This is a genomic window from Actinoplanes sp. NPDC024001, from assembly GCF_040638955.1.
In the GTDB taxonomy this organism is placed as follows: domain Bacteria; phylum Actinomycetota; class Actinomycetes; order Mycobacteriales; family Micromonosporaceae; genus Actinoplanes.
Map to the genome: position 1 here is coordinate 1 of NZ_JBEZZB010000174.1, position 20635 is coordinate 20635.

Here is a 20635-nt window from a genome sequence, read left to right on the forward strand (position 1 = left end):
CCCGCCGCAGCCGGCTGCGGCGGCGGCCGGCGGCAGCGCCAGATCGAGCAGAACCTCGCCGCGCTGGGCGCCTACGGCGACATCACCGTGGACGGCCAGCCGTCAGCCACCGACTGCGCCACCATCCGTGCTTTCCAGCAGCGCTACGGCATCCGCCCGGCACGCGGCCAGGCCGACGCCACCACCGCGGACGTCGCCCGCCGGATCGCGGCCGCCTCGGCCCCGGCGAATCTCGCCCGGTGCCACGGCACGCGCCGGGTGACCGCCTGCGTCGACCTCAGCACCCAGACCACCTGGGTGGTGCGCGACGGCGCCGTCGTCCTCGGCCCGACCGTGGTCCGGACGGGCTACCGCGGCCATGCCACACCCGCCGGCACCTACACGATCAACAAGCGCGCGAAGCGTGAGTGGTCCGACCCGTACGAGGTCTGGCTGCCGTTCTGGCAGCGGTTCGTCGGCGGGATCGGCTTCCACGAGACCACCAGCTACCTGCACGACAAGGCCCGCGGCTCGCACGGCTGCGTCAACCTGCTGCCCGCCGACGCGGCCGCGATGTGGGAGCACCTGCAGACCGGCACCGAGGTCCACACCTTCGGCCGCCGGCCCGGCACGTAGGTCAGCTCAGCCAGCCGCGGTAGAGCGCGCGGTCACCGAGCCGCCCGGCCAGCGACGCCCACGCGGCCCACCAGCGCCGCCGCAGCTCGGCGGGCCGCCACGGGCTCGGGCGCAGTTCGAGGGGCAGCAGCGGATCGTCGCGGACCGCCCGCTCGAGAGCATCCGCCAGCCGGATCTGCTGCACGACCGGATCGTGCGCGGGCTGCTGGGCGAGCACGTCGGCGAGGACGTCGTAGGCGCGGTCCACGGGTGCGGCCGGCCACAGCTGCTCGGCCAGCTCGAGTGGATCGGTGATCCCGCGGACGTCCAGGTGGCTCGTGGTGGCCAGCACCAGGTGGCGCCGATCGGTCGCGTCCAGCAGGGCGGTGAGGTCGTGCGGGCTGACGTACAACCCGGTGGACACCGCCGCCGCACCGGCCGCGACCAGCTCGCGGCGCAGCGTGTCCCGGACCGAGCGCGCGGACTCCTCGACGCTCACCGCGAGCAGATGCCAGGCGCCGTCCCATGGCGCCGCCCCGGCGTCCTGGGCCTGGGCCAGGCGCAACGCCAGCCGGTCGCGGTCGACCCGGGCCCGCCCGGCGGCGGTCAGCCGCAAGCTGCCGCCGCGGCCACGACCCTCCTGGACGAGTTCGCCCGCGGCGGCCAGCCGGCGAATCGTCAGCCGGACCGGCTGGTCCCGCAACCCGACGGCGTTGGCGGTGTCGTAGACCAGGCCACACGCGACCGCACCGTCCAGCGGCAGGAACGCCTCGAGCACCGTTCGCGGCGAAGGTGTCACGGCTGTTCCTCCAGGGCGCGTCGCAGGGTGCGGTACCGGCGGAAACCATAGACGTCCGCGAGCGGGCCCATCTCACCCTGGCTGACGACGGCGAAGCCGCGGCGCCGGTACAGCGCCTCGGCCCGGGGGTTGGTGTCGACCACGCTGAGCTGGACGGCCCGGTCGCCGCGGGCGGCCGCGAGATCCAGCGCCGCGGACAGCAACGCCGACCCGGTGCCCATGCTGCGGCGGTTCGCGGCCACGCACAAACCGTCCAGGACCAGGACGCCGGGAACGTCACCACGGGCCAGCGGCGCCAGGACAACCGTCGCCCTGGCCGCCGCAGCCCAGCCGAGCCGCGACCGCGTCGCGCGCCACGACCAGTGCGCTGCTCCTCGCCCGGCCGCGCGGAAGCCGCACACCCCGAGGACGTCGGTGCCGTCGCGGGCGACCAGGAAATGGTCGGCGGCCAGGGCTGCCGTCACCTCTGCCCGGCCCGTTTCGTCGTCGCGGAACGCGGGCGACAGTTTGGCGCCGAACGCCTCCCAGTACAGCTCGCCCACCCGCGGGCGCTCGTCCGGCGTGAAGCCTCTGGTGATATCCATCTTGCAACTATCGCATACGCTACGACCGTGCGAAAAAAGATAGTTACGGTACTCGCCCTCGTCTTGACCCTGGTTCTGGCGCTCGGCGGCCTCGTCGTGGTCGGCAACTCCTACCGCTTCGCGGAGGACCGGGTGAGCGTGCCGGTGCCCGGCGGGTCGCTCGATGCCGTCGTGGCTTACCCGCAGGGCACCGCCCGCGGGCTCGTGGTGTTCGTGCACGGTGACGGTCCGGTCGACGCGACGCAGAACGGCCTGTACCGGCCGTGGTTCGAGGCTGCCGCCGACGCGGGCTTCGCGACACTGTCCTGGAGCAAGCCGGGAGTGGGCGGCTCCACCGGGAACTGGCTGCGGCAGACCATGGACGAGCGCGCCGCCGAGGTCGCCCACGCCCTGGACTGGGCCGCGACACAGCCGCGACTGGCGACCGGCACGACCGTCCTCTGGGGTGCCAGCCAGGCAGGGTGGGTGCTGCCGAAAGTCGTGCGGTCCCGCCCGCAGGTCGACGCGGTCGTGGCCGTCAGCCCGGCGGTGAACTGGCTACGGCAGGGACGCTTCCACCTGCTCGCCGAACTCGACCACGACGGCGCCGACGAGCGCGCCCGGCAGCAGGCGGTCGAGGCCAGCGACCGCACCCGCGAACTGCTGGCCGCCGGCGCCGACCACGGGCGCTATCTCGCGCAGACGACGGACCCCGAGCCGATGAGCGCCGACCGGTGGGGCTTCGTGCTGCGCAACTTCCGGGCCGACGCGACCGCGGACCTGCGGGCAGCGGCCGGCCGGCACCTTCCCGTCCTGCTGACGCTGGGGACCGCCGACCGCAACGTCGACGTCGCCGAGACCGAGTCGACCTACCGGCGGATTCTCGGCGACGACCTCACCGTGGCCACGTTCGACGCGGCGCACTCGATGGCCCGCCCGGCCGTGGAGGACTCCGACGCGCTCGGCCTGCTCACCGCGACGTTCTGGCCGCGGGCACTCCTGGCGCCCGGCGTGCTCGACACCTACCGCGACTTCCTGGAGAAGACCGCCGCGCAATGACAGCACGCCACGATCAACCGCGGGCGGGTGCGGCGGCGTCCGCACCAGCGCGCTGCTGCCCGAGGAACTGTCGCGGGGTCATTCCGGTGATGTGCAGGAAGTCGCGGATCATGTGTGACTGGTCGGCGTAGCCGACGGCAGCGGCGAGATCGGCATGCGTGGTGGTCTCGTCCAGCAGCCGCACGGCCGCCTCCTGCAGCCGGCGCCGCTGGATCAGGCACTTGGGGGTGAGCCCGAGCCGGCGGCGCAGCAGCCGTTGCAGGGCCCGCTCGCCGAGGTCGAACCGCTCGCAGATCTGCGCCACCTGCAGGATCTGCGGATCCTGCTCGACCGCCGCGACCACGGCGTTGGTCAGCTCGCCCTCGGCGTCGACCGGAAGGTAGCGCCGCAGGAAGTCCTCACACACGCGCACGCAGGCCCGGTGCGCCGCGGGATCGTGCGGGTCGGCCGCCATGAGGTCCCGGACCCGGCCGGTGAGCAGCCGCCCGTCGTCGCCGAGCACCTCCTCGAGGTCGACGTAGCGGTCGTTCCACACCCCGGCCGGGCCCCCGATCAGGTAGCCGGTCGCCGGCGCCAGCGTCAGCCCGACCGCCCAACCGTCACCCGTGAGCGTCGTCGTCGACAGCTCCGGCGCGATGCCGTAGAACCGCGCATGATCAGCGCCGATCACCAGCTGGCAGGCCGGGTCCTGCAGCAACCTGCGCGGCACGTTCTCTCCCGCCGGCACGGACCAGACCGGAATCCAGCATCGGCGCAGCAGGCCGGTGAGCTCGGCGCTCGCGGCATACCGGTACGTGCGGTCGTGGACCTCCCGCGGGCTCGCCAGCAGCGCCAACTCCAGCGGGTCGCGGCGCACCGTGCCCACGACGACACCGGTGTCGGGTTTCATCAAGTCCACTCCCCAAGCCGCGCCCTACGGTCCACCCATGACCGCCACAGCGACACAGTACGAGACCGCCCTGCGCCCGTTGACCACCCTCATCGACACGGTGCCGCCGCACGCCTGGGACGCCCCGTCACCATGCGAGGGCTGGAGCGCCCGCGACGTCGTCGGGCACCTCATCGGCACCCAGCGCGAGACCCTCACCGAGCACGGCGTCGACCTCGGCGACGCCCCCGACCACACCGCCGACCCCGCTGCCGCCTGGGCCGAGCACAGCCGCCGCGTCCTGGCCGCCCTCGCCGACGACGACCTCGTCAACCGCACCTACGACGGCTTCCTCGGCCCCACCACGGTCGGCGGCACCGTCGAGCAGTTCTACGTGTGGGACATGTACGTCCACCGGTGGGACCTGGCCCGCGCCGCGGGCCTCGATGCCGCGTTCACCGACACCGAACTCGACCGCATCGAGCAGGGCGCCGACAGTTTCGGCGACGCCCTGCACATGGACGGCATGTGCCGGCCGGCGCTCACCCCGACCGGCGAGGACCGCGCCACCCGGGTACTCGCGCGTCTCGGCCGGGACGTTCCCGCTTGCGGATGAGCGAACCAGCGGACCTGACCGAGCCACGGACGCGCTGGCTGTTCTCCCGCTGACGCGAGAACATGAGGAACCATTCCTCCGCACCGAAGGTGAGCGGCAGTGGATCTCCCCACTCTCGGGGCGGTGCGGTACCCGCCCGACGCCGGCGCGACGTGGAAGCAGGCCGACGACGGCGGTCAGGACGCGGTGGTCGACGCGTTCCTGGCCGCCTGGCGGCGGCTCGACCGGTCGGGGGAGCGCGCCCAGGTTCGAGCCGCACTCACCGATGACCAGGCCGGCGCCCTGCTGACCTATTGCCGGCGCCGATGGATGGACGGACGAGACGGCGCCTTCGACGCGCTCAGCGTCGTCGACCTGAGCCGCCTCGGCCGGCTCCGCGCCGAGGTCGAACTGACCGCCGCGGTCACCGTGTTCGTCACGGCCGCACGGCAGAGGGCCCCCGCCGAAGCGGCCGCGCCCGCGTTAGGCGTCGCGCACGAGACGATGGCGGCACTGCTGCACGACCTGTTCAGGCGCCCGCCGAACATCGTCGACCTCGGCTACCAGTGGGTGTGGCTGGCATATCCCGACGGGGTGCTGCTGGCCGACCGGCACCCGGAACGCCCGGCCATGCGTGATCCGGCGGTGCTGGTCAGGCTGGCACGCGAGGCCGAGTCCCAGGGATACCGGGTGCAGGCGGTCACCCTCAACGACGACCTGCCGGCAGTGCTGCTCGACGCGGCGGCCGAGGACCCGGCCGTCGCCGCGGCACTCGGCGAGATCCGGGAGCAGAGCGGCGTACGCTGCCGGCCCGGCTGGGGCCAATCCCGCAGCCTCACCGCTCACCTGCTGCGCACCGTCACCGTGGCGGCGGCCGCGACACTGGCCGGCGCGGTCGCCGGCCGGTCTACCGCGCACGCCGCCGTCGTCGCGCATCAGGTGAACGCGGCCTGCGTCATCTACATCAGCGACAGTGGCGACCCGATCTACGACGGCCTGGTGCGCACCCGCGAGACCCTGTCCGGCAGCCGGAGCACCGAGCCGGGGGAGACCGACGAGAGGCAGGTCCTCATGCCCTTACCCGTACCGCACCAGCACATCGACACGTTCCTGCTGCTCGAGGTTCAGTACGACGGCGAAGCACTGCACCAGTGGTGGCTGGCCGGCCCGCCACCGCACGGCACCCACCCGGACCCGGTCGGCGCATGGCAGGCCCTGATCGCCGACGGCGACCCGTTCCGCGGGTTCGAGGTCAGCACGATGGACTACCACGGCCCCGAGAAGGCAACCGTCCGCGGCTTCTGGCGGGGCACCTGGGTGGAACACCGCTTCCGGCGCAATGTCGGCGCCGGAGCCCACGAATGGGACAGACTGCGCCCCTTGCTGCAACCCACCGAGTTCCGCCCGGTCCGCAGGGCTGCCGACCAGCAGTGACGGATCACGGCCGCGGACGCCGATCGCGGCGTCAACCGCCGTCTCGCGATAGCCATCCGGCGACGTCCACGTCACGGGGGTGCACGGGTTCGGAGAGTACGACGCCGGTGGTGGTGTCGCCCAGCTCCGTGAGGCGCTCGATGACCTCCTCCAGGTGCTCCGCATCCCGCACGGCGATGCTCAGCTCGTAGCAGTTGTGCCCGGTGACATGGACGCACGAGAGCACGTGCCCGACGGCGAGCAGCTGCTCACGCAGGGCCTGGGCATTGCGGATGGAACGGTGCCGGGGACGCAGGGACACATGGGCGCGCAGGCCCAGCCCGAGCCGGGCGAGGTCGAGGTGGACCCCGTAGCCGCGGATGACACCGGAGTCCTCCAGGCGCCGCATCCGCTCGGCGACCGCCGGGCGGCTCAGCGACACCCGGCGGCCCAGCTCGGCGACGCTGATCCGGCCGTCCCAGGAGAGCTCCCGGATGATCGCGAGATCCGCGGAGTCCCAGGACGACGATCTGTCGGCAGACATGGACGATCACTTCCTTATCGACGGCCGATGGCCCCGTATCCCGTCGCAATGCCATGGGCGGCGGATCTGCTGCAGCTTACTGTCATCCACCATGAAAGCTACGGTGCTGCAGGGACCCGGCCGGGTAGAGGTCATAGACGTTCCGGACCCGGTGATCGAGCACGGCGGTGACGCCGTGGTGACAGTGTCCTTGGCCGCCGTGTGCGGCTCCGATCTGTGGCCCTACCGCGGCCAGGAGTCGTTCACACCCGGCGACCGCATGGGACACGAGTGGATCGGAGTCGTCGAGCAGGTCGGCGCGGCCGTCTCCCGGTTCCGGCCGGGTGACCTGGTCATCGCCCCGTTCGCCTTCGCGGACGGCACCTGCCCCGCATGCCGCGACGGCTGGTTCACCTCCTGCCCGGCCGGCGGCTTCTGGGGCGGCGGCAACGGCGGAGGCCAGGCCGAAGCGGTCCGCGTGCCGTTCGCCGACGCGACGCTCGTCCCGGTGCGTGCAGACGCCGATGCGGAGCTGGTGCGCCGGCTGCTGCCGCTGACCGACGTGATGGCGACCGGCACCCACGCCATCGCGCTGGCCGGAGTCCGGCCGGGCGCGACCGCCGTCGTCGTGGGCGACGGCGCCGTCGGGCTCTGCGCGACGCTCGCCGCACGCCGGGCCGGAGCGGCACGGATCATCCTCGTCGGCCGTCACCCCGGCCGGAGCGCTCTCGCCACACGCATGGGAGCGACTGACGTCCTCTCCGCGGACGACCCCGCGACCGTCGGCCTCATCCGGGAGGCGACCGAGGGTGGCGTGCCGGGCGTCGCCGAATGCGCAGGAACCCAGTCCGCCCTCGACCTCGCGATCGACCTCGTCCGGCCCGGCGGCACGATCGGCTCCGTCGGCGTGCCCAACGGCGTGGACCGCGTCGACCTCTACCGGCTGTTCCGCCACAACATCACCCTGCGCGCCGGGGTCGCCCCGGCCCGCCGCTACCTGGAGCCCCTGCTCGCCGACGTCCTCGCCGGGCGACTGGACCCGTCACCCGTCTTCTCGGCCGAGATCCCCCTCGACGCCGTCGCCACCGCCTACCGAGCCATGGACACCCGCCAGGCAGTCAAGATCGCGATCCGGCCCTGACCACCGGTACGATCTGAGGAGTCGCATGATCCACGAAGCGTTCCGGTCCGTGATCATCGACTACCGTGGCCGGTCATGAGCACGGACAACTGGTTGGCCGATACCCGAACCTCCTACGACACGGTCGCCGCCAACTATGCCGACCTAGTCCGCAACGCGCTCTCCGAGCTTCAGTACCTACGCGCCGCTTTGACGCTGTTCGCCGACGGCGTGATTGCTGCGGGAGACGGGCCAGTAGCGGACATCGGATGCGGGCCTGGACACATCACTGCCCATCTGCACGAACTCGGTCTCGATGCCTTCGGCGTCGACCTGTCACCGGGAATGATCGCCGTCGCCCGGCGCGACCACCCGCACCTACGGTTCGAGGTGGGCTCGATGACAAACCTGAGCCTCCCGGCCTCCTCTCTGGCCGGTCTGCTCGCATGGCAGTCGTTGATCCACATACCCGACGAGGAAGTGCCAACCGTCTTCGAACACTTCCATCGATCCTTGCGTCCAGGCGGACTGTTGCAGTTGCTGTTCCACACCGGCGACCGGTCGCAACTAAAGACCGAGGGCTATGGCGGCCACCCGATGAAGGTTTACGTTCATCGTCGCCAGCCAGACAAGGTGGCCGGCTGGCTGCGTGACACCGGATTCGAGGTCGAGGCTCAACTCCTACTGAACAATCCAGACGGCGAGGTCTCACAAGCCGTTGTCTTCGCACGTCGCAAGCTCGGCGAATAGTTCAGAGAAGGGACGGGGACCAGGTGGTTGCGGCGGAACCAGCCGATCTGGCCTTCGACGCCGCCCTTCTCGTGGACGCCTTGCAGACCTGGCTGGCGATAGAAGGCTTGTGCCGCATAGTGCGAGCGGAAGGCGGTCCATCGGGCGGTCTCGACGCGGTGCCGGGAGAAGCTGAGGACCTGGCGACCGCGGCGCGGAGGTTGTCGTAGCGGCGCACGACCGCATAGGACACCTGCTGCATTCCGTACTCGTCGATCAGGCGGTCGTAGATCCGTTTGACGGTGTGGCGCTGCTTGGCCGGTGCGTCCAGGTCTGCGCGCAGGATGTCGTCGATGACCGGCGTGAAACTGTCCAGCCTCGATGGCCGCGGCGGCATCGGCTTGGGTGGCGCCGGCCAGGCCGAGGCCGATGCGGCCCGGACCGTGCGGCGGTTGATCTCATACTTGCGCGCGAGTGCCCGCACTGACATGCCGGCGCGGGAGTCTCGTCGGATGGCGGCGAACAGGTCGATTTTCACATCGGCGGCATCGGCGGGCTGCCGTCCAGACCAGCCGATGCTCTCACCGGTCACGGTGGGCCCGGAACTGCCGGACATTGAACCACCCGATCGAGGGGGGTCCCGATCCGGCGAACAAATCCCTGGTCGTCGGGCCTCCCCACCCAGCATCAGCTTCCGGAATGGGGCCGGCCGCATATTTCGGCCGGAATCAACGCTAAGAACTGAGAGTTGATCAGCTGCCGGGTGACGGCGAGAGGCCTGGCTACGAAGGCCGCGGGGCCGCTCTCACTGGAGCGGCCCCGCGGTCTGTTCGAGCGATCAGGGTCAGGTCTACGGCACCTGGCGGAGCCGGGCGAGTTCGGTGCGGGCGAAGCGGACCCGGTCGGTCTCGGCACCGGCGGAGGCGGCGAGCTGACCGGCGAGGTCGTGAGCCGCTTCGAGGCGGTGGCGCCGGGTCCGGCGTTCGGCGCGGCTGTGGGCGGCTTTGCGGTAGGCGCGGCGCTGTTTGCGGTCGCCGGCGAGGGCGTCGAGTTCCTCGATGGTGATCACGCCGTTGTCGGCCTCGGGTGTCATGACCGCGCGCATCGCTTCGCGTTCGGGGCGCACCGTGTGGTTGAACACCCAGATCACCACCGCGAACGAGACGAGGATCTCGACGAACATGAGGCCGCCGATCACGGGGCCGTTGCCGCCGCTCAGTCCGATGTTGGCGTCCCACGCGCCGTGCAGGACCATCGACGTGAGGACGAGCGTGATGCCGAGACCGGGACGGCGGCGCTGCGCCACGGTGCCGACCAGGTAGACGATGCCCGCGCCGACAACCGCGGAGTACAGGATGTGGGAGGAGAATCCGGACAGCAGGCGCAGGCCCACGGTGCTCAGACTGGCGTGCATCTGGTCGGAGCCGAACTGCTCCGCCGCCGAATTCAGGGCGTACGAGATGTCCTCGATGATCTCGAAGCCCAGACCGGCGAACGCGCCGAGGATGAACCCGTCATAGGCGGTCCGGACCACCTGCGGCGCCAGGAACAACAGCAACAACACTGCGGCGCCCTTGCCGAGTTCCTCGAAGAACGGTGCCGTCAGCCCGGCGCCGAACGCCATCTGGAAGGACTGGCCGAACCACTTGCCCCACAGGCTGATCAGAGCGGTGTTGCCGGACAGGGCGATGGCCCAGGCCGCGGCGAAGCCACCCCACACGAACGCCGCCACGACCAGGACGAGCGGCTGGCGCGAGTACCGGTCGATCCGGGCGGTGAACCACCAGAACAGCACGGCGTAGAGACCGAAGATCACGGTGCTGGCAGCCAGTGCCGGCGCGTAGAGCCGGATGCCCTGGTTGATCTGGCCGGCCAGGACCCAGAGCCCGTAGCCGACACCGAACAGATAGACCCAGAAGGTCGCGTTGCGTGGCTGCCACAACACGACGGGGTTGCCCCAGCCGGTCCGCTCGATCGCGGCGTTGCGGGCGGCGGCGGCGGTGTGCGCGGCGACGGGCACCGGGTCGGAGGTGGTGGTCATGATCCGCTCCTGTCGCCGATCGGGCGGACCGACCGCAGCATGGCGGCGATCTCCCGGGTGACGCCGTCGGCGACGGTCTGCGGGCCGACGACCTCGATCTCGACGCCGGTGTCGCCGAAGACGAACGCCGCGACCAGGCCGACGGCGTGCGTGCCGTCGAAATGCGCGGCGACACCGTGGTCACCGGCCTCGTTGGTGATCGTCACCGGTTCACCGGTGACGTGGTACCCGGCGTCGTCGGTGACGCGCAAGCCCTCGTTGGTCTTCTTGATCTGCGCGAGCAACTGTGCCGGGGTGCCGCGGTAGGTGTCGGTGATGACCTCGAAGACGGTGCCCTGATACGACACCGCGACCGTCCCCGGATACGAACCTGTCGGATCGGGCTGTCCCTGCCGCAGCCCGGTCAACAGCCGCGCCCCGGCGATGGGCACGAACTGCACGTCGTCGCCGACCTGCAGCACGTCACCGGCCCGGATCGGGTCGTCGACGCTGACCGATGAGTTGATCGCCGGCAGGATCCACGCCGCAACAGCGAACAGCAGCACGACGAGCCCTGCCGGCAGCAGGGTGCGGCGGTCCACTCCCAGCAGGCGCCGGTCGACCGGCACCCATGCGGCCCGCCACCGCTGTTCGCTGCCGGCGTGGTCCGCCGGATACAGCCCTGACATGTGTCTCTCCAGACCCGGTTGCGAGAAGTGATCATGACGCTAGCAGCCCATTGACCACCCGGTTTTCCGCTGAGTTAACAGTCATTGACGAACTGTGGTGAAGCCCGGCCATATCGGCTGCACCGCAGACTCCTTCAGGCGAACGTGAGCAAAGCCATCACGGTCGTCCTTCACGACTCACGTGCGCCGTCGGCGCGCCCCGGCCACAAAGCCCAGCCGCGCACGCGAAGCCGGACATCACCGGCAGAGCCTGACCCTCGGCCCGAGTCACGCAGGCCGGGCGGGCCCGAAACTGGCGAACACAAGAACAGCCAAAACCCCTGGGCACCAAGATCACAGACAACTGGTACCCGAGCACGCACAAACCTTTCAGCCCTCTTCATCCTCCTGCGTGCCGAGCATGTCGCTGCTGAACAGGTCCGGCATGTCGTCGGCGGGACGTGCGGGCGCCAGCATCGGCGCGGCGGTGTCACCGACCGGGACGTACTCGAGTGCCTGACCGGTCCACAGCATGAGCGACAGGTCGACGCCCGGCAGCGGCGCCGGCGCCCGCGAAACGGTCCAGACCGCGGCAGCCGGCACCTGAGCAGCCGTGACCAGGGCGGTGGGCCCGGCCAGCAGGAAGTCGAAGTCGAAATCGACCATCATGCGCAGCATCGTCGACCGGTTGGGGGTGTCGACGCCGGTGAACGCCTCGTCGAGCCACAACGGCCGCGGCGAGTTCGGCGACTCCGCGTACAGGGTGACCAGGGTCGCCAGCAGCGGCTGCAGCAGCGTGACGACCTTGCCGCCGCCGGAGTCGACGGAGTGGACCTGCTTGGTCAGCGGCCGCCATTTGCTGTCACCGATCCGGAACTCCGGGACCACGTCGAACCAGGCGCGGTAGTCGAGCAGCCGGGCCAGGTGCTCGACCCAGTCGTCGGTGCCGACCAGCCCGGACTCCTGGGCGTCGCGGAGCCGGTCGCTGAGGAACAGGCGCATCTGTTCCTGCGACGCCGCCGAGTCGATGGTGCCTTTCTCCAGGGCCTCCAGGATGTTGAAGCCGTGCCGCTGGCCGGCCGCGGGCCGGCGGATCAGCCGCAGCTTGGTCTTGTTCACCCCGGTCGGGTGCCGGTCGAGGACGGTGTTGACGGCCTTGAGCAGCTCGATCACCCGGGCGAGCCGGTCGGCCAGGTGGTTGATGAACGTCGACGACAGCAGCTCGGTGTACATCTGGTGCAGCTTCTCGTCGTGGCTGGCCGACAGCTGGGTGACGAGATCGTCGAGGTGGTCGACCGCGGCGGCTGGGCTGAGCTGGGTGCCGGACGCGTCGACGACCAGCATGACCGCCGGCAGCGGGGTCAGCTCGTCGGCGTCCACGGCGATCACCGACCGGCCGCCGAACGCCTCGAGTTTGGCCTGCAGTTCGAACCGCGGATTGGTGAAGGCCCGATGCTGGGCGGTGGCGACGCGCCGGTTCTTCTCGTCGGGGGAGTCCGGCCAGGACTGCGGCCGGATGCTCTGTACGACGGCACGGGCCTGGGCGACCGCGCCGGCGAGATCGCGGCCGGGCGCCGGCGGCAGGTTGCGGGCCTCGGTGAGGCCCGCGTCGACCACCATCCACCAGTCAGCCACCGCGGCGTCGCGCCGCCGGGTCGCCGAGGCGGCCTCCCGGCGGCGGGTCTCGGTGAGGTTGCGTGCCGTCGAGGTGTCGGCGGACAGTTGCAGGCCCCGTTTACGGCTGGCGGAGGCGGCACGGCTGAACTCGCTGATCTGCGCCTCGAGGTGCGCGGCCCGATCGAGTTGGGCCCGGTCGTCGCGGTTGATCGACGCGGTCGCCTCGGTGGCTTCGATCTGCAGGCGCGCGGCGGTGCTCGCGGCCTCCCGGTCGGCCTCGTCGGCTTCGGCCACCGACGCGGTCGCGGCTTCCACGTGCGAGGCGGTCCCGGCGACCGCCCGATCGGCGGTGTCCAGTTCGCGCAGCGCCAGGCGCAGGTCGGCGCTCGCCCGGGCGGCGGTGTCCACGGCGGCGCCGACGCTGTCGAGCTGCTCGTCCACGGCGGGCAGACGGTGCTCGGCGGCGTATCCGGTGGCGGCGGCGGTGGCGGCGTCGGCGCTCCGTTTGGCGGTCGCGGCGTCACCGTGAGCGCGCGCGTGCGCGGCGTGGGCGCGGTCGCGTTCGGTGACCGCGCTGTTGTAGTCGCTGGCGGCGGCGATCACGGTGGTGTCGTCCGGGCAGGTGTCGGCGGCGGTGCGCAGCCGGGCGACCTGGTTACTGACGGTGGCGGCCTGCGCGGTCGCCTGTGCGGCCTGCTCGCGCAACTGGGCGGCCTGCCGGCGCAGGCTGTCGATGCGGCGGCGCCGGGCGTGGGTGCGGGCGGCGGTGCCGATCAGCTCGGCGCCGTGTTCGGCGCGGGCCGCCCGGCCGGTCACGGCGGGGGTACGCCAGCGCCCGTCGGCGGCCACGGCGAACTCCCCGGACAGCGGCTCGCCGATGGGGGAGTAGCCGATGCCGGCGAGCAGCCCGGTGACGACCGCGGTCAGGGGACCGGCGTCCTCGGCGGGCTGCAGAATCGCCGTCAGCGTGCCGGCACCGGCACCGGTGGCGACCGCGGCGAGCACGACGTCGTCGCCGTCACGCTCGGCGGTCCACACCCCGTCCGGCGTCACCCAGGCCTGCAGCAGCCCGGACGCGGCGAGGGCGGCCTCGACATGGTCGAGGGTCGCGGTGGCGAGCCCGTCGACCGGGTCGATGAGCCGCCACAGCGGTGCCCCGGCCGGGCCGGGGAAGGCGGGACGCTCCCGGCGGGTCCAGCCGTGCGGGGCCGGCGGCTGCGGGTCACCGGCCTGCTCGAGCTCACCGGCTTCGTGGTCGGCGTCGGCCGCCTTCTGCTGGGCGTCGGCGGCGGCGGCACGCAGGGTGGCGATGGTGTCGGTCAACGGCGCGACGCTCGGGTCAAGCCATTGCCGGGCGACCAGCGTGCGCAGCTGCGGACGCGGCCGGGCGGTGCTGGCCTGCGCGGTCACCTCCTGCACCCACCGGTCGCGGACCGCACCGTCGGGGGCGTCGCCGCCGAGGTCGGCCGCCCACCGCTCGAGGCCGTCGGACAGGTGCTGCAGGGTGTCGCTGAGCTGGTTCTGCGCGTGGCGGGCCGCGCTCACCCGGTCCTGCCAGTCGGTGCGGGCCTGCTCGGCGAGCCGGTCGGTGCTGCGCCACGCCGCGGTCTTGTCCGACGCTTCGCGCAGCAGCCGCCGCAGCGCGCTGATGCGGGTGCGGCGCTCCGCGACCGCGGCGTCGATCCGGTCGGTGTCACGCCCGGCGATCCACGCCGGCGCGTCGGCGCCGAGGCCGGCGGCGGTCACGGCCGCGGTGGCGTGCCCGGCCGCCTGGCCGGCGAACGCCGCCGCCTGGTCGCGTTGATCGGTCGCCTGCCGGTGCAGGTTCTCGACGCGTTCGTGGTCGGCGCGGACCCGCTCCAGCCGGCGCTGGGTCGCCTCGCTCTGCCGCTCGGCGTCCTGAGCCTCGCGGCGCAGACGCTCGGCGTTGCGGGTCCGGCCGTCGGCGTCCCGGTAGGCGTCGGTGCGCAGCAGCTGGTTCAGCGCGGTCTGCGCGTCGCGGGCCTGCGTCTCACACTGCTCGGTGCGTTCGGTCTCACTGCTCAGTTCCTGCTGGGCCTCGGCGAGGGCTCGGTCGGCGAGCGTCACGGCGTTCTCGGCCGCCGCGACGGCGGCGTCGGCCGCGACAACCGCGTCGGCGCGGGCCCGCAGCAGCGCCTCCACCCACGGCCGCCACGCCTTGCTCAGGTACAGGCCGACGGCGTCGCGGGCCGCCTCGGCGTCGTCCCGGTCGCGGCTGAGCTGCTCGAGCTGCTGCCATCCGGCCGCCAGCTCCTCGACCTCGGTACGGGCGACCGGCGGCAGCGCGGCGCGGATCTGCTCGGTGAACCAGTCGGGGTCCAGACGCTGGCCCAGGTGCGGCGTACGCAACACCTTGAGCATCTCCAGCACGGTGGCGTACCGGTCGGTGTCGGTGAACCCGAACAGCTCGGTGGCGATGCGCTCGGCGTACTTGCGGCCGCTGTCCATGACGGTCAGGCCGTCGACGTCCTGCAGGTCGCGGGGTTCGGCGGCGGCCCGGCCGACCGCCAGGTCGATGCCGGCGCGCACCCGCGGCTTGCCCCGGCAGATCAGCCAGGCCGGGGGCATGTGGCTGACGCCGCGTTTGGCCTGGGCGTACAGCAGGGCGGTGAAGTACTCCGGTTCGCCGTCCTCGGTGAGCCGGGAGAACTCGATCCACGCCCAGCCGCGGTTGGTCTGGGCGGTGGTGTCGCGCCGATCGCGGGGGTCCTCGGTCGGCTCCACGTAGTAGCGGAACGACTTGTCGGACTGGCCGAACGTGTCGATGTACTGCCGGTCCAGCGCACCGGCCAGCATGGTCAGGGTGGTCAACGCCATGAGCGTGGACTTGCCGGACTGGTTGGCGCCGACGAACTGGGCGCGGCCGTCGGCGAACCAGTACTCCGCGACGTCGAACTCCCACAGGTTCACCAGCCCGGCGCGCGACGCCTGCCACCGGGTGCGGGCGGGTTCCGGCAGCGCGGCACGGCCCACCGCGTCACGCCAGGCGGCCAGCCGGCTGTCGGTGCTGTCCGGCCCGACCGGCGCGTCGTTCGTCTCGTGGATCATCGGGTGCGCTCCCCGGTCTCGGTGAAGGTGATCGTGGGATCGCGGTAGCGACCCGCCGCGGCGGCCAGCGTCCAGGAGCCGTCCACGGCGACGGTCAGCAGCCCCAACTCGGTCAGCAGGGTCTCGGCGTCGCGGCGGGCGGCCCCGGGCACCCCCTTCTGGGGTTTGTTCATGTAGTCGCCGCGATCGTCGATCAGGTAGTCGATCACCGCGTCGACCTCGGCGTTGGTCAGATGCACCGTGCCGTCGGGCTGCCGGGTGCCGTCGCGTCCGGCCTGGTCGGCGGCGAGCAGCGCCACCCAGTCGGCGGCCCGCGCCTTCGGCCAGTCGGCCACCGTCGCCGGTTTCTCCTCGTCGTCGTCCAGCACCAGCAGCAGCCCCTCGGCGCGGGCTTCGAGCGTGCCGCCGGTCATCTGCGACAGGTCGCCGGCGCGCAGGCCGCGCGCCATCCGCAAGGCGTCCGCTTCCGCGGCCGGCAAGTCGGCGTACGCGAGGTACGGCGTCTCCAGCAGGGCCCGCAGATGCCGCAGGGTACGGGTGGCGCCCTGCTCGTCGTCACCGCCCGGCTCCGGGTTCAGCGCCAGGGCGAGCACGTCCGGGCTGGTCATCAGCAGCAGCGCGTGCCGATCCACCTCGTAGCCGGCGCCCGGGCCGGCACCGGACTCGGTCCACTCGTCCAGCAACCGCTCGTCGCTGGTGCGGCGGCGCAGCACCCCCCAGCCGGCCAGGAACGCGGCGGCGTCGCGCAGCTGTTTGCGCTGCTCCCGGTCGTCGGGATCGTAGACCGACAGCTGCACGCCGGGTGCCGCGGTCAGGTCACGGACCATGTCCGACAGCCGCTGCAGGGTGACCGCACCGGAGATCTCCTCACAGCACGCCGCGATCCGGCACGCCAGCGACAGCAGCCGCGGCGACGGCGCGTCAGCCGGCCGCGGCGGCGCGGTCACCTCACCGTCGATCGGCACGCGAATCAGGCGTACGGCGTGCCCGACGCGCTGGATGCGGTAACCGACCCGGCGGGCGTAGTCGGTCACCGCCTGCTGGCGCTGGACGATCTGCCGGTGCAGGGCCGCGTCGGTGGCCGGGGTGACCAGCGGCCGTTCGAGCAGGCCGAGGAACGCCCGTTGCGCTTCCCGGATCTCCGCGGTGGTGCTCACGAGAGGTTTCCTGACGGTTCGATGTGCAGACGGATGTCGGGGTGCACCAGCCGCCCGTCGGGGGTGTGCACCACCGCGGACGGGGCGCCGTCGGGCGCCGGGTCGGCGCGCAGCGACCAGCGGGCGTCGTCACTGACCGCGGACCGCACACCGTCCGGGTCCGGGCGCGCGGTGTTGACCGCGCCGAGCAGCAGCAGAAGCAGGTCCAGCTCGGCCGTGGTGACCTGCGGCCACTGCGACAGCGGCAGCCCCGAGCGGGCCAGAACCCGCGCCTCGGTGCCAGCGGCCTCGTCGCGCCGCCGCAGCGCCAGTTCCCGTGCGGCGCGGCGGGCGTCGCGGCGGTCGGCGATCCGCGCCGGGGCGCCACCGGCGGTCGCTTTCGGGCCCTGCTTGCGCAGCCGTGCCTCCACCTCGACCGGTTCGGCGTCCCAGAAGGACACCCCGCCGGCGTTGCCGGGCGGGACCGGTGCGGCACCGGGCAGGTGCCGGGCCGAGAACAGGCCGGTGGCGGCACACCACAGCCGCCACGCCTGCTGCTCGTCGGCGGCGGTCTCGATCCCGGTGGCCAGGCGCAGCAGCTCCGCACGCCGCGACACGTGCCCGCCGACCGCGGCCAGCACCCGCTGGCTGCTCAACAGCGGACGGATCGTGTCGCGCATCTGCCGGCGCAGCCGGCGGGCCTGGCAGTCGGGCCCGTCGAACCAGGCCCGCAACGTGCTCAGGGTCTGCTGGTAGGACCCGGTCAGCTCGTCGATCGCCGCGTCGTCGGCGGAGGCGCCGAGGGTGTGCACGGCGATGCGCCGCCACTGCCCGTCGGTGACCGTGGCGAGACCGCGCACCACCTCGGTGATCGTCTCGGAGTGGGTGTCGACGCCGGCGCCCCACATGTCGACGTAGCGGCGCAGGGTCTCCTGCACGATGGTGACCTTGCGCTGGTCCGGGGTGCCGGCCAGCGCGCCGGCCAGCCGGGCCTGCCAGCTCGCCGCGGCGTCGGCCATTCCCCGGTACGTCGTCTGGATCACCGACCAGGCGCCCGCCGCCGCGACCGGATCGGTGCCCGCCGCCGCGCTCAGGACGCTCAGCTGGGCGGTCAGCACCCCGGGCGCCAGGGTGGCCGCCGCGCCGGCCGCCACATCCTCACCCAGGGTGAGCACGGCCCGGTGCAGCTGGGCCGCGGTCTCGGTCAGCTGGTAGCGATCGAAGTCGAGCACGAAGTCCGCGTCGCGGGTGACCCGGTCCTGGAAGATGTGGATGACCCGCCACCGTCGCAGGTCGGCCATCCGCGCCTTTAGGTTGAAGCCGCTGTCGTCGAGCACCGCGGCGTCGGCGCCGAGTTGCACGATGTGCTCGCGCAGCAGACCGGGCAGGTCAGCCGCGGCGATGCCGGTCAGCGTGTGCTGCTGCTGGGCCAGCAGCACGTCCACGATCAGCCGGAACTGGGCGGCATATTGCCGGTGGGTCAGATAGCTGGCCTCGATGAGGCCACCGGGCAGGCCGGCGAGCAGCCACAGATCCGGGCCGGACTCGCCGCCGAGTGCGTCCGCCGAGTCGGAAGGGTGCTCCACGCTGCTGTGACTCCTCATCGCGGTCGGATCCGGTGGTGCTGCCGGTGCGCCAGGCAGCATAGGCACCAGGCCCGACACTTCCGCGCCACCGGAGGGCCGTGTTGCGATCCGTACCACTCAGGTGATCGTGGCTACCAGCGGCGCGAGGCGGCACTGTCGGCTGACCGACACCTAGCAGGGCAGGTCCGCCCAGGGGTTCTCACGACGCCAGAGGGTGGGCAGATGCAGGGCGACGCCGTCGGCGCCGGCGAGTCGATCCAGGACGCGGACGGTGGCGTCGAGGTCGTCGCCGGCGTAGGGCAGGGCGCGCAGCGGCTGGTCCAGGCCGCGGAAGAAGTCGTCCCAGTGGGTGAGCACCACCCGGCGGGCGCCGACGGCGCGGACGGTGTGCTCCCAGTACGCCTCCAGGTACGACTCGGGCTGCACGCCGAGTTGGCCGACACCGAGGTAGGCGACGTCGGCACGACGGCCCGCCAGCGATCCCGGGACATAGCCCGCGCTGCCCTGCAGCAGGGCGGTCCGGCCGCTCGTGTGGGTGACGAGCAGCGACCACGCCTCGCCGCAGCGGTACGCCGATGCCCGGGCCGGCGGCACGACCGGGGCGCCGATGGTGCCCGGGTAGCGATCCGGCGGGCAGTGTGCGGACGCGATGAAGGTCAGCGTGAACGCCCCGCAGGTGACGCTGTCGCCGGACTCGACCACCGTGATGCGCTCCGGCGGGAGACCCCCGCCACGGCCGATGTGCGCGGTGGAGGAACCTCCGAGAAGCAGCGCACCTGTGCGGGCGGCGACGACGGCGCAGTCCATGGCGTGGTCGAAGTGGCTGTGCACCGGGATCACCGCGTCGAGGCCGGTGACTCCCGCGTCGCCCAGGGCACGGCGCAGCGCCGCGTCGATCCGGTGCGGTGCCGGAGCGATCCGGCCGAGCGCCACACGGGCGAGGCCGGGCCGGGAGAAGAAGCCGTCGGTCAGCACCGCCGACGTGCCGTCGGCGACCAGCAGCGTCGTCACGCCGAGGAACGTGACGCCGAGGCCGAACCCCGGTGCGGCGGGCACGCCCTGGCGGGCCGCGTAGCGGGCCACGTCGGGCCGGCCCCACTTGAGTCGCACGCGCGCAGACTAACAATCATGCTCGCCGGCACCGGTCGCCAGTTCGGCGCGCAGCGCGGCGATCGCCGTCTCCAGCCGGGTCAGGCGGGCGGCATTCGCCTTCACCGCCGCCTTGTCCGGCCCGGACGCGGTGATCACCGCCGTCAGCCGTGCCAGGGCTGCCGCCCAGCCGCCCGGAGCGTCGACGACCACGATCACGACCCGGTCGGCCGCCGCGCCGGCACGCCGGTGGCGGCTGGCGGCCTGACGCCGCCGGACCTGGGCGCGGTGGGCGTCGCGCAGGAATCCGCCGATCTCGGTCACCGCTCCGAGCGCCACCGGGATGCCGGCCGCCACCCGCTCGACCAGAGCCGCCTCACCGAAGGCCCGATCGGCGAACGCCGGGCCGCGCAGGTTCTCGTGATCCTTGAAGAAGCCGATGAGCCGGGTGGCGCCGGGCACGTCCTTCACCCGCTCGGCGTCGATCACGCCGGAGTCGAGCATCTCGAACAGGGCAGCGCGGTCGGCCCGCGGCACCTCCTTGACGATCTTCTCGAACACGTCGGACAGCGTGCCGGCGGTCATCGTGGTGAAGCCGTACGCCGACTCGTACGCCAGGCGCGTGCTCTCCGGGCCGGCCTCGATCAGATGGTCGAGGAACCGCTGCGCGGCCCGCAGTCCCCGGTCGGCCGCGCCGGCAGGCTCCGGTCGCAGCCCTTCGACGACGGTACGAAGCTCGCCGTGGCGCACGTCCGCCACGTCGACCGGCCCGGCGCCGAACCGGGACGCGCGCTGCGCCAGCTGCGACGCGTAGTCCAGGCGCCACAACGTGATCCGGTCGTGCAGCCGCCCGGTCGCCGTCTCCACGGCCGCGCTGTCCACGGTTGACTCCGGCAGCGTGTCGGCGGCCGTGCGCAGCTGCTCGCCGGCGACGGTGCGCAGCGCCTCGCGGGCTGCCCGGTCGAACACGGTCAGCGCCTCAAGAGCCAGCTTGATCTCGGCGGCGCGCTGGGCGTCGGCGGCCATCGCCGCCTGCAGCCGGCCGATCTCCTCACGAGCGGCGTCCATTGCTGCCCGCGCCGCGTCGGTGTATTGACATCCTCTCCGCCCTAATGGACGGAGATTCCCTCCACGCTGCGCGTGGAGCACGCGGCGTCCGGGTGGGTTACCGCTTCTCTGCGCGCTGC

General features: G+C 72.5%; 18 protein-coding genes. 6 read left to right on the plus strand and 12 right to left on the minus strand.

All coding sequences use genetic code 11. The annotated features are described in order from the left end of the window. A partial coding sequence (locus AB0F81_RS42185) for a L,D-transpeptidase (RefSeq protein ID WP_360207917.1) occupies window positions 1–615 on the plus strand: 615 nt, incomplete at its 5' end. A gap of 1 nt (window position 616) precedes the next feature. Here the strand turns inward: AB0F81_RS42185 and AB0F81_RS42190 are convergent. Both AB0F81_RS42190 and AB0F81_RS42195 read right to left on the minus strand, forming a co-directional pair. Further along, a complete protein-coding gene (locus tag AB0F81_RS42190; RefSeq protein WP_360207920.1) occupies window positions 617–1393 on the minus strand; it encodes a PaaX family transcriptional regulator in 777 nt (258 codons plus the stop codon). Then, entirely contained in the window at window positions 1390–1977 is a 588-nt protein-coding gene (locus tag AB0F81_RS42195) for a GNAT family N-acetyltransferase (RefSeq protein ID WP_360207923.1), read from the minus strand. Before AB0F81_RS42195 ends, AB0F81_RS42190 begins: the two co-directional genes overlap by 4 nt. A 63-nt stretch (window positions 1978–2040) precedes the next feature. On the opposite strand from AB0F81_RS42195, the gene AB0F81_RS42200 reads away from it, so the two are divergent. Beyond that, entirely contained in the window at window positions 2041–3015 is a 975-nt protein-coding gene (locus tag AB0F81_RS42200) for an alpha/beta hydrolase (RefSeq protein ID WP_360207926.1), read from the plus strand. Between the two features lie 13 nt (window positions 3016–3028). Here the strand turns inward: AB0F81_RS42200 and AB0F81_RS42205 are convergent, their stop codons facing one another. Further along, on the minus strand, window positions 3029–3904 hold the full coding sequence (locus AB0F81_RS42205) for a helix-turn-helix domain-containing protein (protein ID WP_360207929.1): 876 nt from the start codon (window positions 3902–3904) through the stop codon (window positions 3029–3031). 37 nt (window positions 3905–3941) lie between these two features. Here AB0F81_RS42205 and AB0F81_RS42210 point away from each other — a divergent pair, with 37 nt between their 5' ends. Next, window positions 3942–4499: a maleylpyruvate isomerase family mycothiol-dependent enzyme gene (locus AB0F81_RS42210; RefSeq protein ID WP_360207932.1), complete on the plus strand. Its 558-nt coding sequence runs from the start codon at window positions 3942–3944 to the stop codon at window positions 4497–4499. Window positions 4500–4598: 99 nt separating this feature from the next. After that, the gene (locus tag AB0F81_RS42215; protein ID WP_360207933.1) at window positions 4599–5912 is read left to right on the plus strand and encodes a hypothetical protein; all 1314 of its coding nucleotides are present in this window, start codon (window positions 4599–4601) and stop codon (window positions 5910–5912) included. 31 nt (window positions 5913–5943) lie between these two features. Here AB0F81_RS42215 and AB0F81_RS42220 read toward each other — a convergent pair whose 3' ends face one another. After that, the gene (locus AB0F81_RS42220) at window positions 5944–6435 is read right to left on the minus strand and encodes an Lrp/AsnC family transcriptional regulator (protein ID WP_360207936.1); all 492 of its coding nucleotides are present in this window, start codon (window positions 6433–6435) and stop codon (window positions 5944–5946) included. Window positions 6436–6526: 91 nt separating this feature from the next. Here AB0F81_RS42220 and AB0F81_RS42225 point away from each other — a divergent pair, with 91 nt between their 5' ends. Next, window positions 6527–7555, plus strand: a complete 1029-nt coding sequence (locus AB0F81_RS42225; RefSeq protein WP_360207939.1) for an alcohol dehydrogenase catalytic domain-containing protein — start codon at window positions 6527–6529, stop codon at window positions 7553–7555. 75 nt (window positions 7556–7630) lie between these two features. Next, window positions 7631–8284, plus strand: coding sequence for a class I SAM-dependent methyltransferase (locus AB0F81_RS42230; RefSeq protein ID WP_360207942.1), 654 nt, complete (start codon window positions 7631–7633; stop codon window positions 8282–8284). 1 nt (window position 8285) lies between these two features. On the opposite strand, the gene AB0F81_RS42235 is transcribed toward AB0F81_RS42230, so the two are convergent. From AB0F81_RS42235 to AB0F81_RS42270, 8 genes are all read right to left on the minus strand, one after another. Then, entirely contained in the window at window positions 8286–8879 is a 594-nt protein-coding gene (locus AB0F81_RS42235; RefSeq protein WP_360207945.1) for a hypothetical protein, read from the minus strand. 234 nt (window positions 8880–9113) lie between these two features. Then, window positions 9114–10304, minus strand: coding sequence for a PrsW family intramembrane metalloprotease (locus AB0F81_RS42240; protein ID WP_360207948.1), 1191 nt, complete (start codon window positions 10302–10304; stop codon window positions 9114–9116). Next, window positions 10301–10972 (minus strand): hypothetical protein, encoded by a 672-nt coding sequence (locus AB0F81_RS42245; RefSeq protein ID WP_360207952.1) that lies wholly within the window; start codon window positions 10970–10972, stop codon window positions 10301–10303. The genes AB0F81_RS42240 and AB0F81_RS42245 overlap by 4 nt, the downstream gene beginning before the upstream one ends. Before the next feature lie 369 nt (window positions 10973–11341). Next, window positions 11342–15637, minus strand: a complete 4296-nt coding sequence (locus tag AB0F81_RS42250) for an SbcC/MukB-like Walker B domain-containing protein (RefSeq protein WP_360207955.1) — start codon at window positions 15635–15637, stop codon at window positions 11342–11344. Beyond that, the gene (locus AB0F81_RS42255; RefSeq protein WP_360207958.1) at window positions 15634–16794 is read right to left on the minus strand and encodes a TIGR02678 family protein; all 1161 of its coding nucleotides are present in this window, start codon (window positions 16792–16794) and stop codon (window positions 15634–15636) included. The genes AB0F81_RS42250 and AB0F81_RS42255 overlap by 4 nt, the downstream gene beginning before the upstream one ends. Continuing rightward, entirely contained in the window at window positions 16791–18359 is a 1569-nt protein-coding gene (locus AB0F81_RS42260; protein WP_360207961.1) for a DUF2397 domain-containing protein, read from the minus strand. Before AB0F81_RS42260 ends, AB0F81_RS42255 begins: the two co-directional genes overlap by 4 nt. 171 nt (window positions 18360–18530) lie before the next feature. Then, window positions 18531–19469, minus strand: a complete 939-nt coding sequence (locus tag AB0F81_RS42265; RefSeq protein ID WP_360207964.1) for an MBL fold metallo-hydrolase — start codon at window positions 19467–19469, stop codon at window positions 18531–18533. A gap of 9 nt (window positions 19470–19478) precedes the next feature. Continuing rightward, entirely contained in the window at window positions 19479–20516 is a 1038-nt protein-coding gene (locus AB0F81_RS42270; protein ID WP_360207967.1) for a hypothetical protein, read from the minus strand. Window positions 20517–20635 lie beyond the last annotated feature (119 nt).

Coding starts and splice junctions, on each gene's coding strand:
- AB0F81_RS42195 (WP_360207923.1), bottom strand. CDS start 1,977: ATGGATATCACCAGAGGCTTCACGCCGGACGAGCGCCCGCGGGTGGGC.
- AB0F81_RS42240 (WP_360207948.1), bottom strand. CDS start 10,304: ATGACCACCACCTCCGACCCGGTGCCCGTCGCCGCGCACACCGCCGCC.
- AB0F81_RS42205 (WP_360207929.1), bottom strand. CDS start 3,904: ATGAAACCCGACACCGGTGTCGTCGTGGGCACGGTGCGCCGCGACCCG.
- AB0F81_RS42210 (WP_360207932.1), top strand. CDS start 3,942: ATGACCGCCACAGCGACACAGTACGAGACCGCCCTGCGCCCGTTGACC.
- AB0F81_RS42225 (WP_360207939.1), top strand. CDS start 6,527: ATGAAAGCTACGGTGCTGCAGGGACCCGGCCGGGTAGAGGTCATAGAC.
- AB0F81_RS42220 (WP_360207936.1), bottom strand. CDS start 6,435: ATGTCTGCCGACAGATCGTCGTCCTGGGACTCCGCGGATCTCGCGATC.
- AB0F81_RS42245 (WP_360207952.1), bottom strand. CDS start 10,972: ATGTCAGGGCTGTATCCGGCGGACCACGCCGGCAGCGAACAGCGGTGG.
- AB0F81_RS42250 (WP_360207955.1), bottom strand. CDS start 15,637: ATGATCCACGAGACGAACGACGCGCCGGTCGGGCCGGACAGCACCGAC.
- AB0F81_RS42235 (WP_360207945.1), bottom strand. CDS start 8,879: ATGTCCGGCAGTTCCGGGCCCACCGTGACCGGTGAGAGCATCGGCTGG.
- AB0F81_RS42230 (WP_360207942.1), top strand. CDS start 7,631: ATGAGCACGGACAACTGGTTGGCCGATACCCGAACCTCCTACGACACG.
- AB0F81_RS42270 (WP_360207967.1), bottom strand. CDS start 20,516: ATGGACGCCGCTCGTGAGGAGATCGGCCGGCTGCAGGCGGCGATGGCC.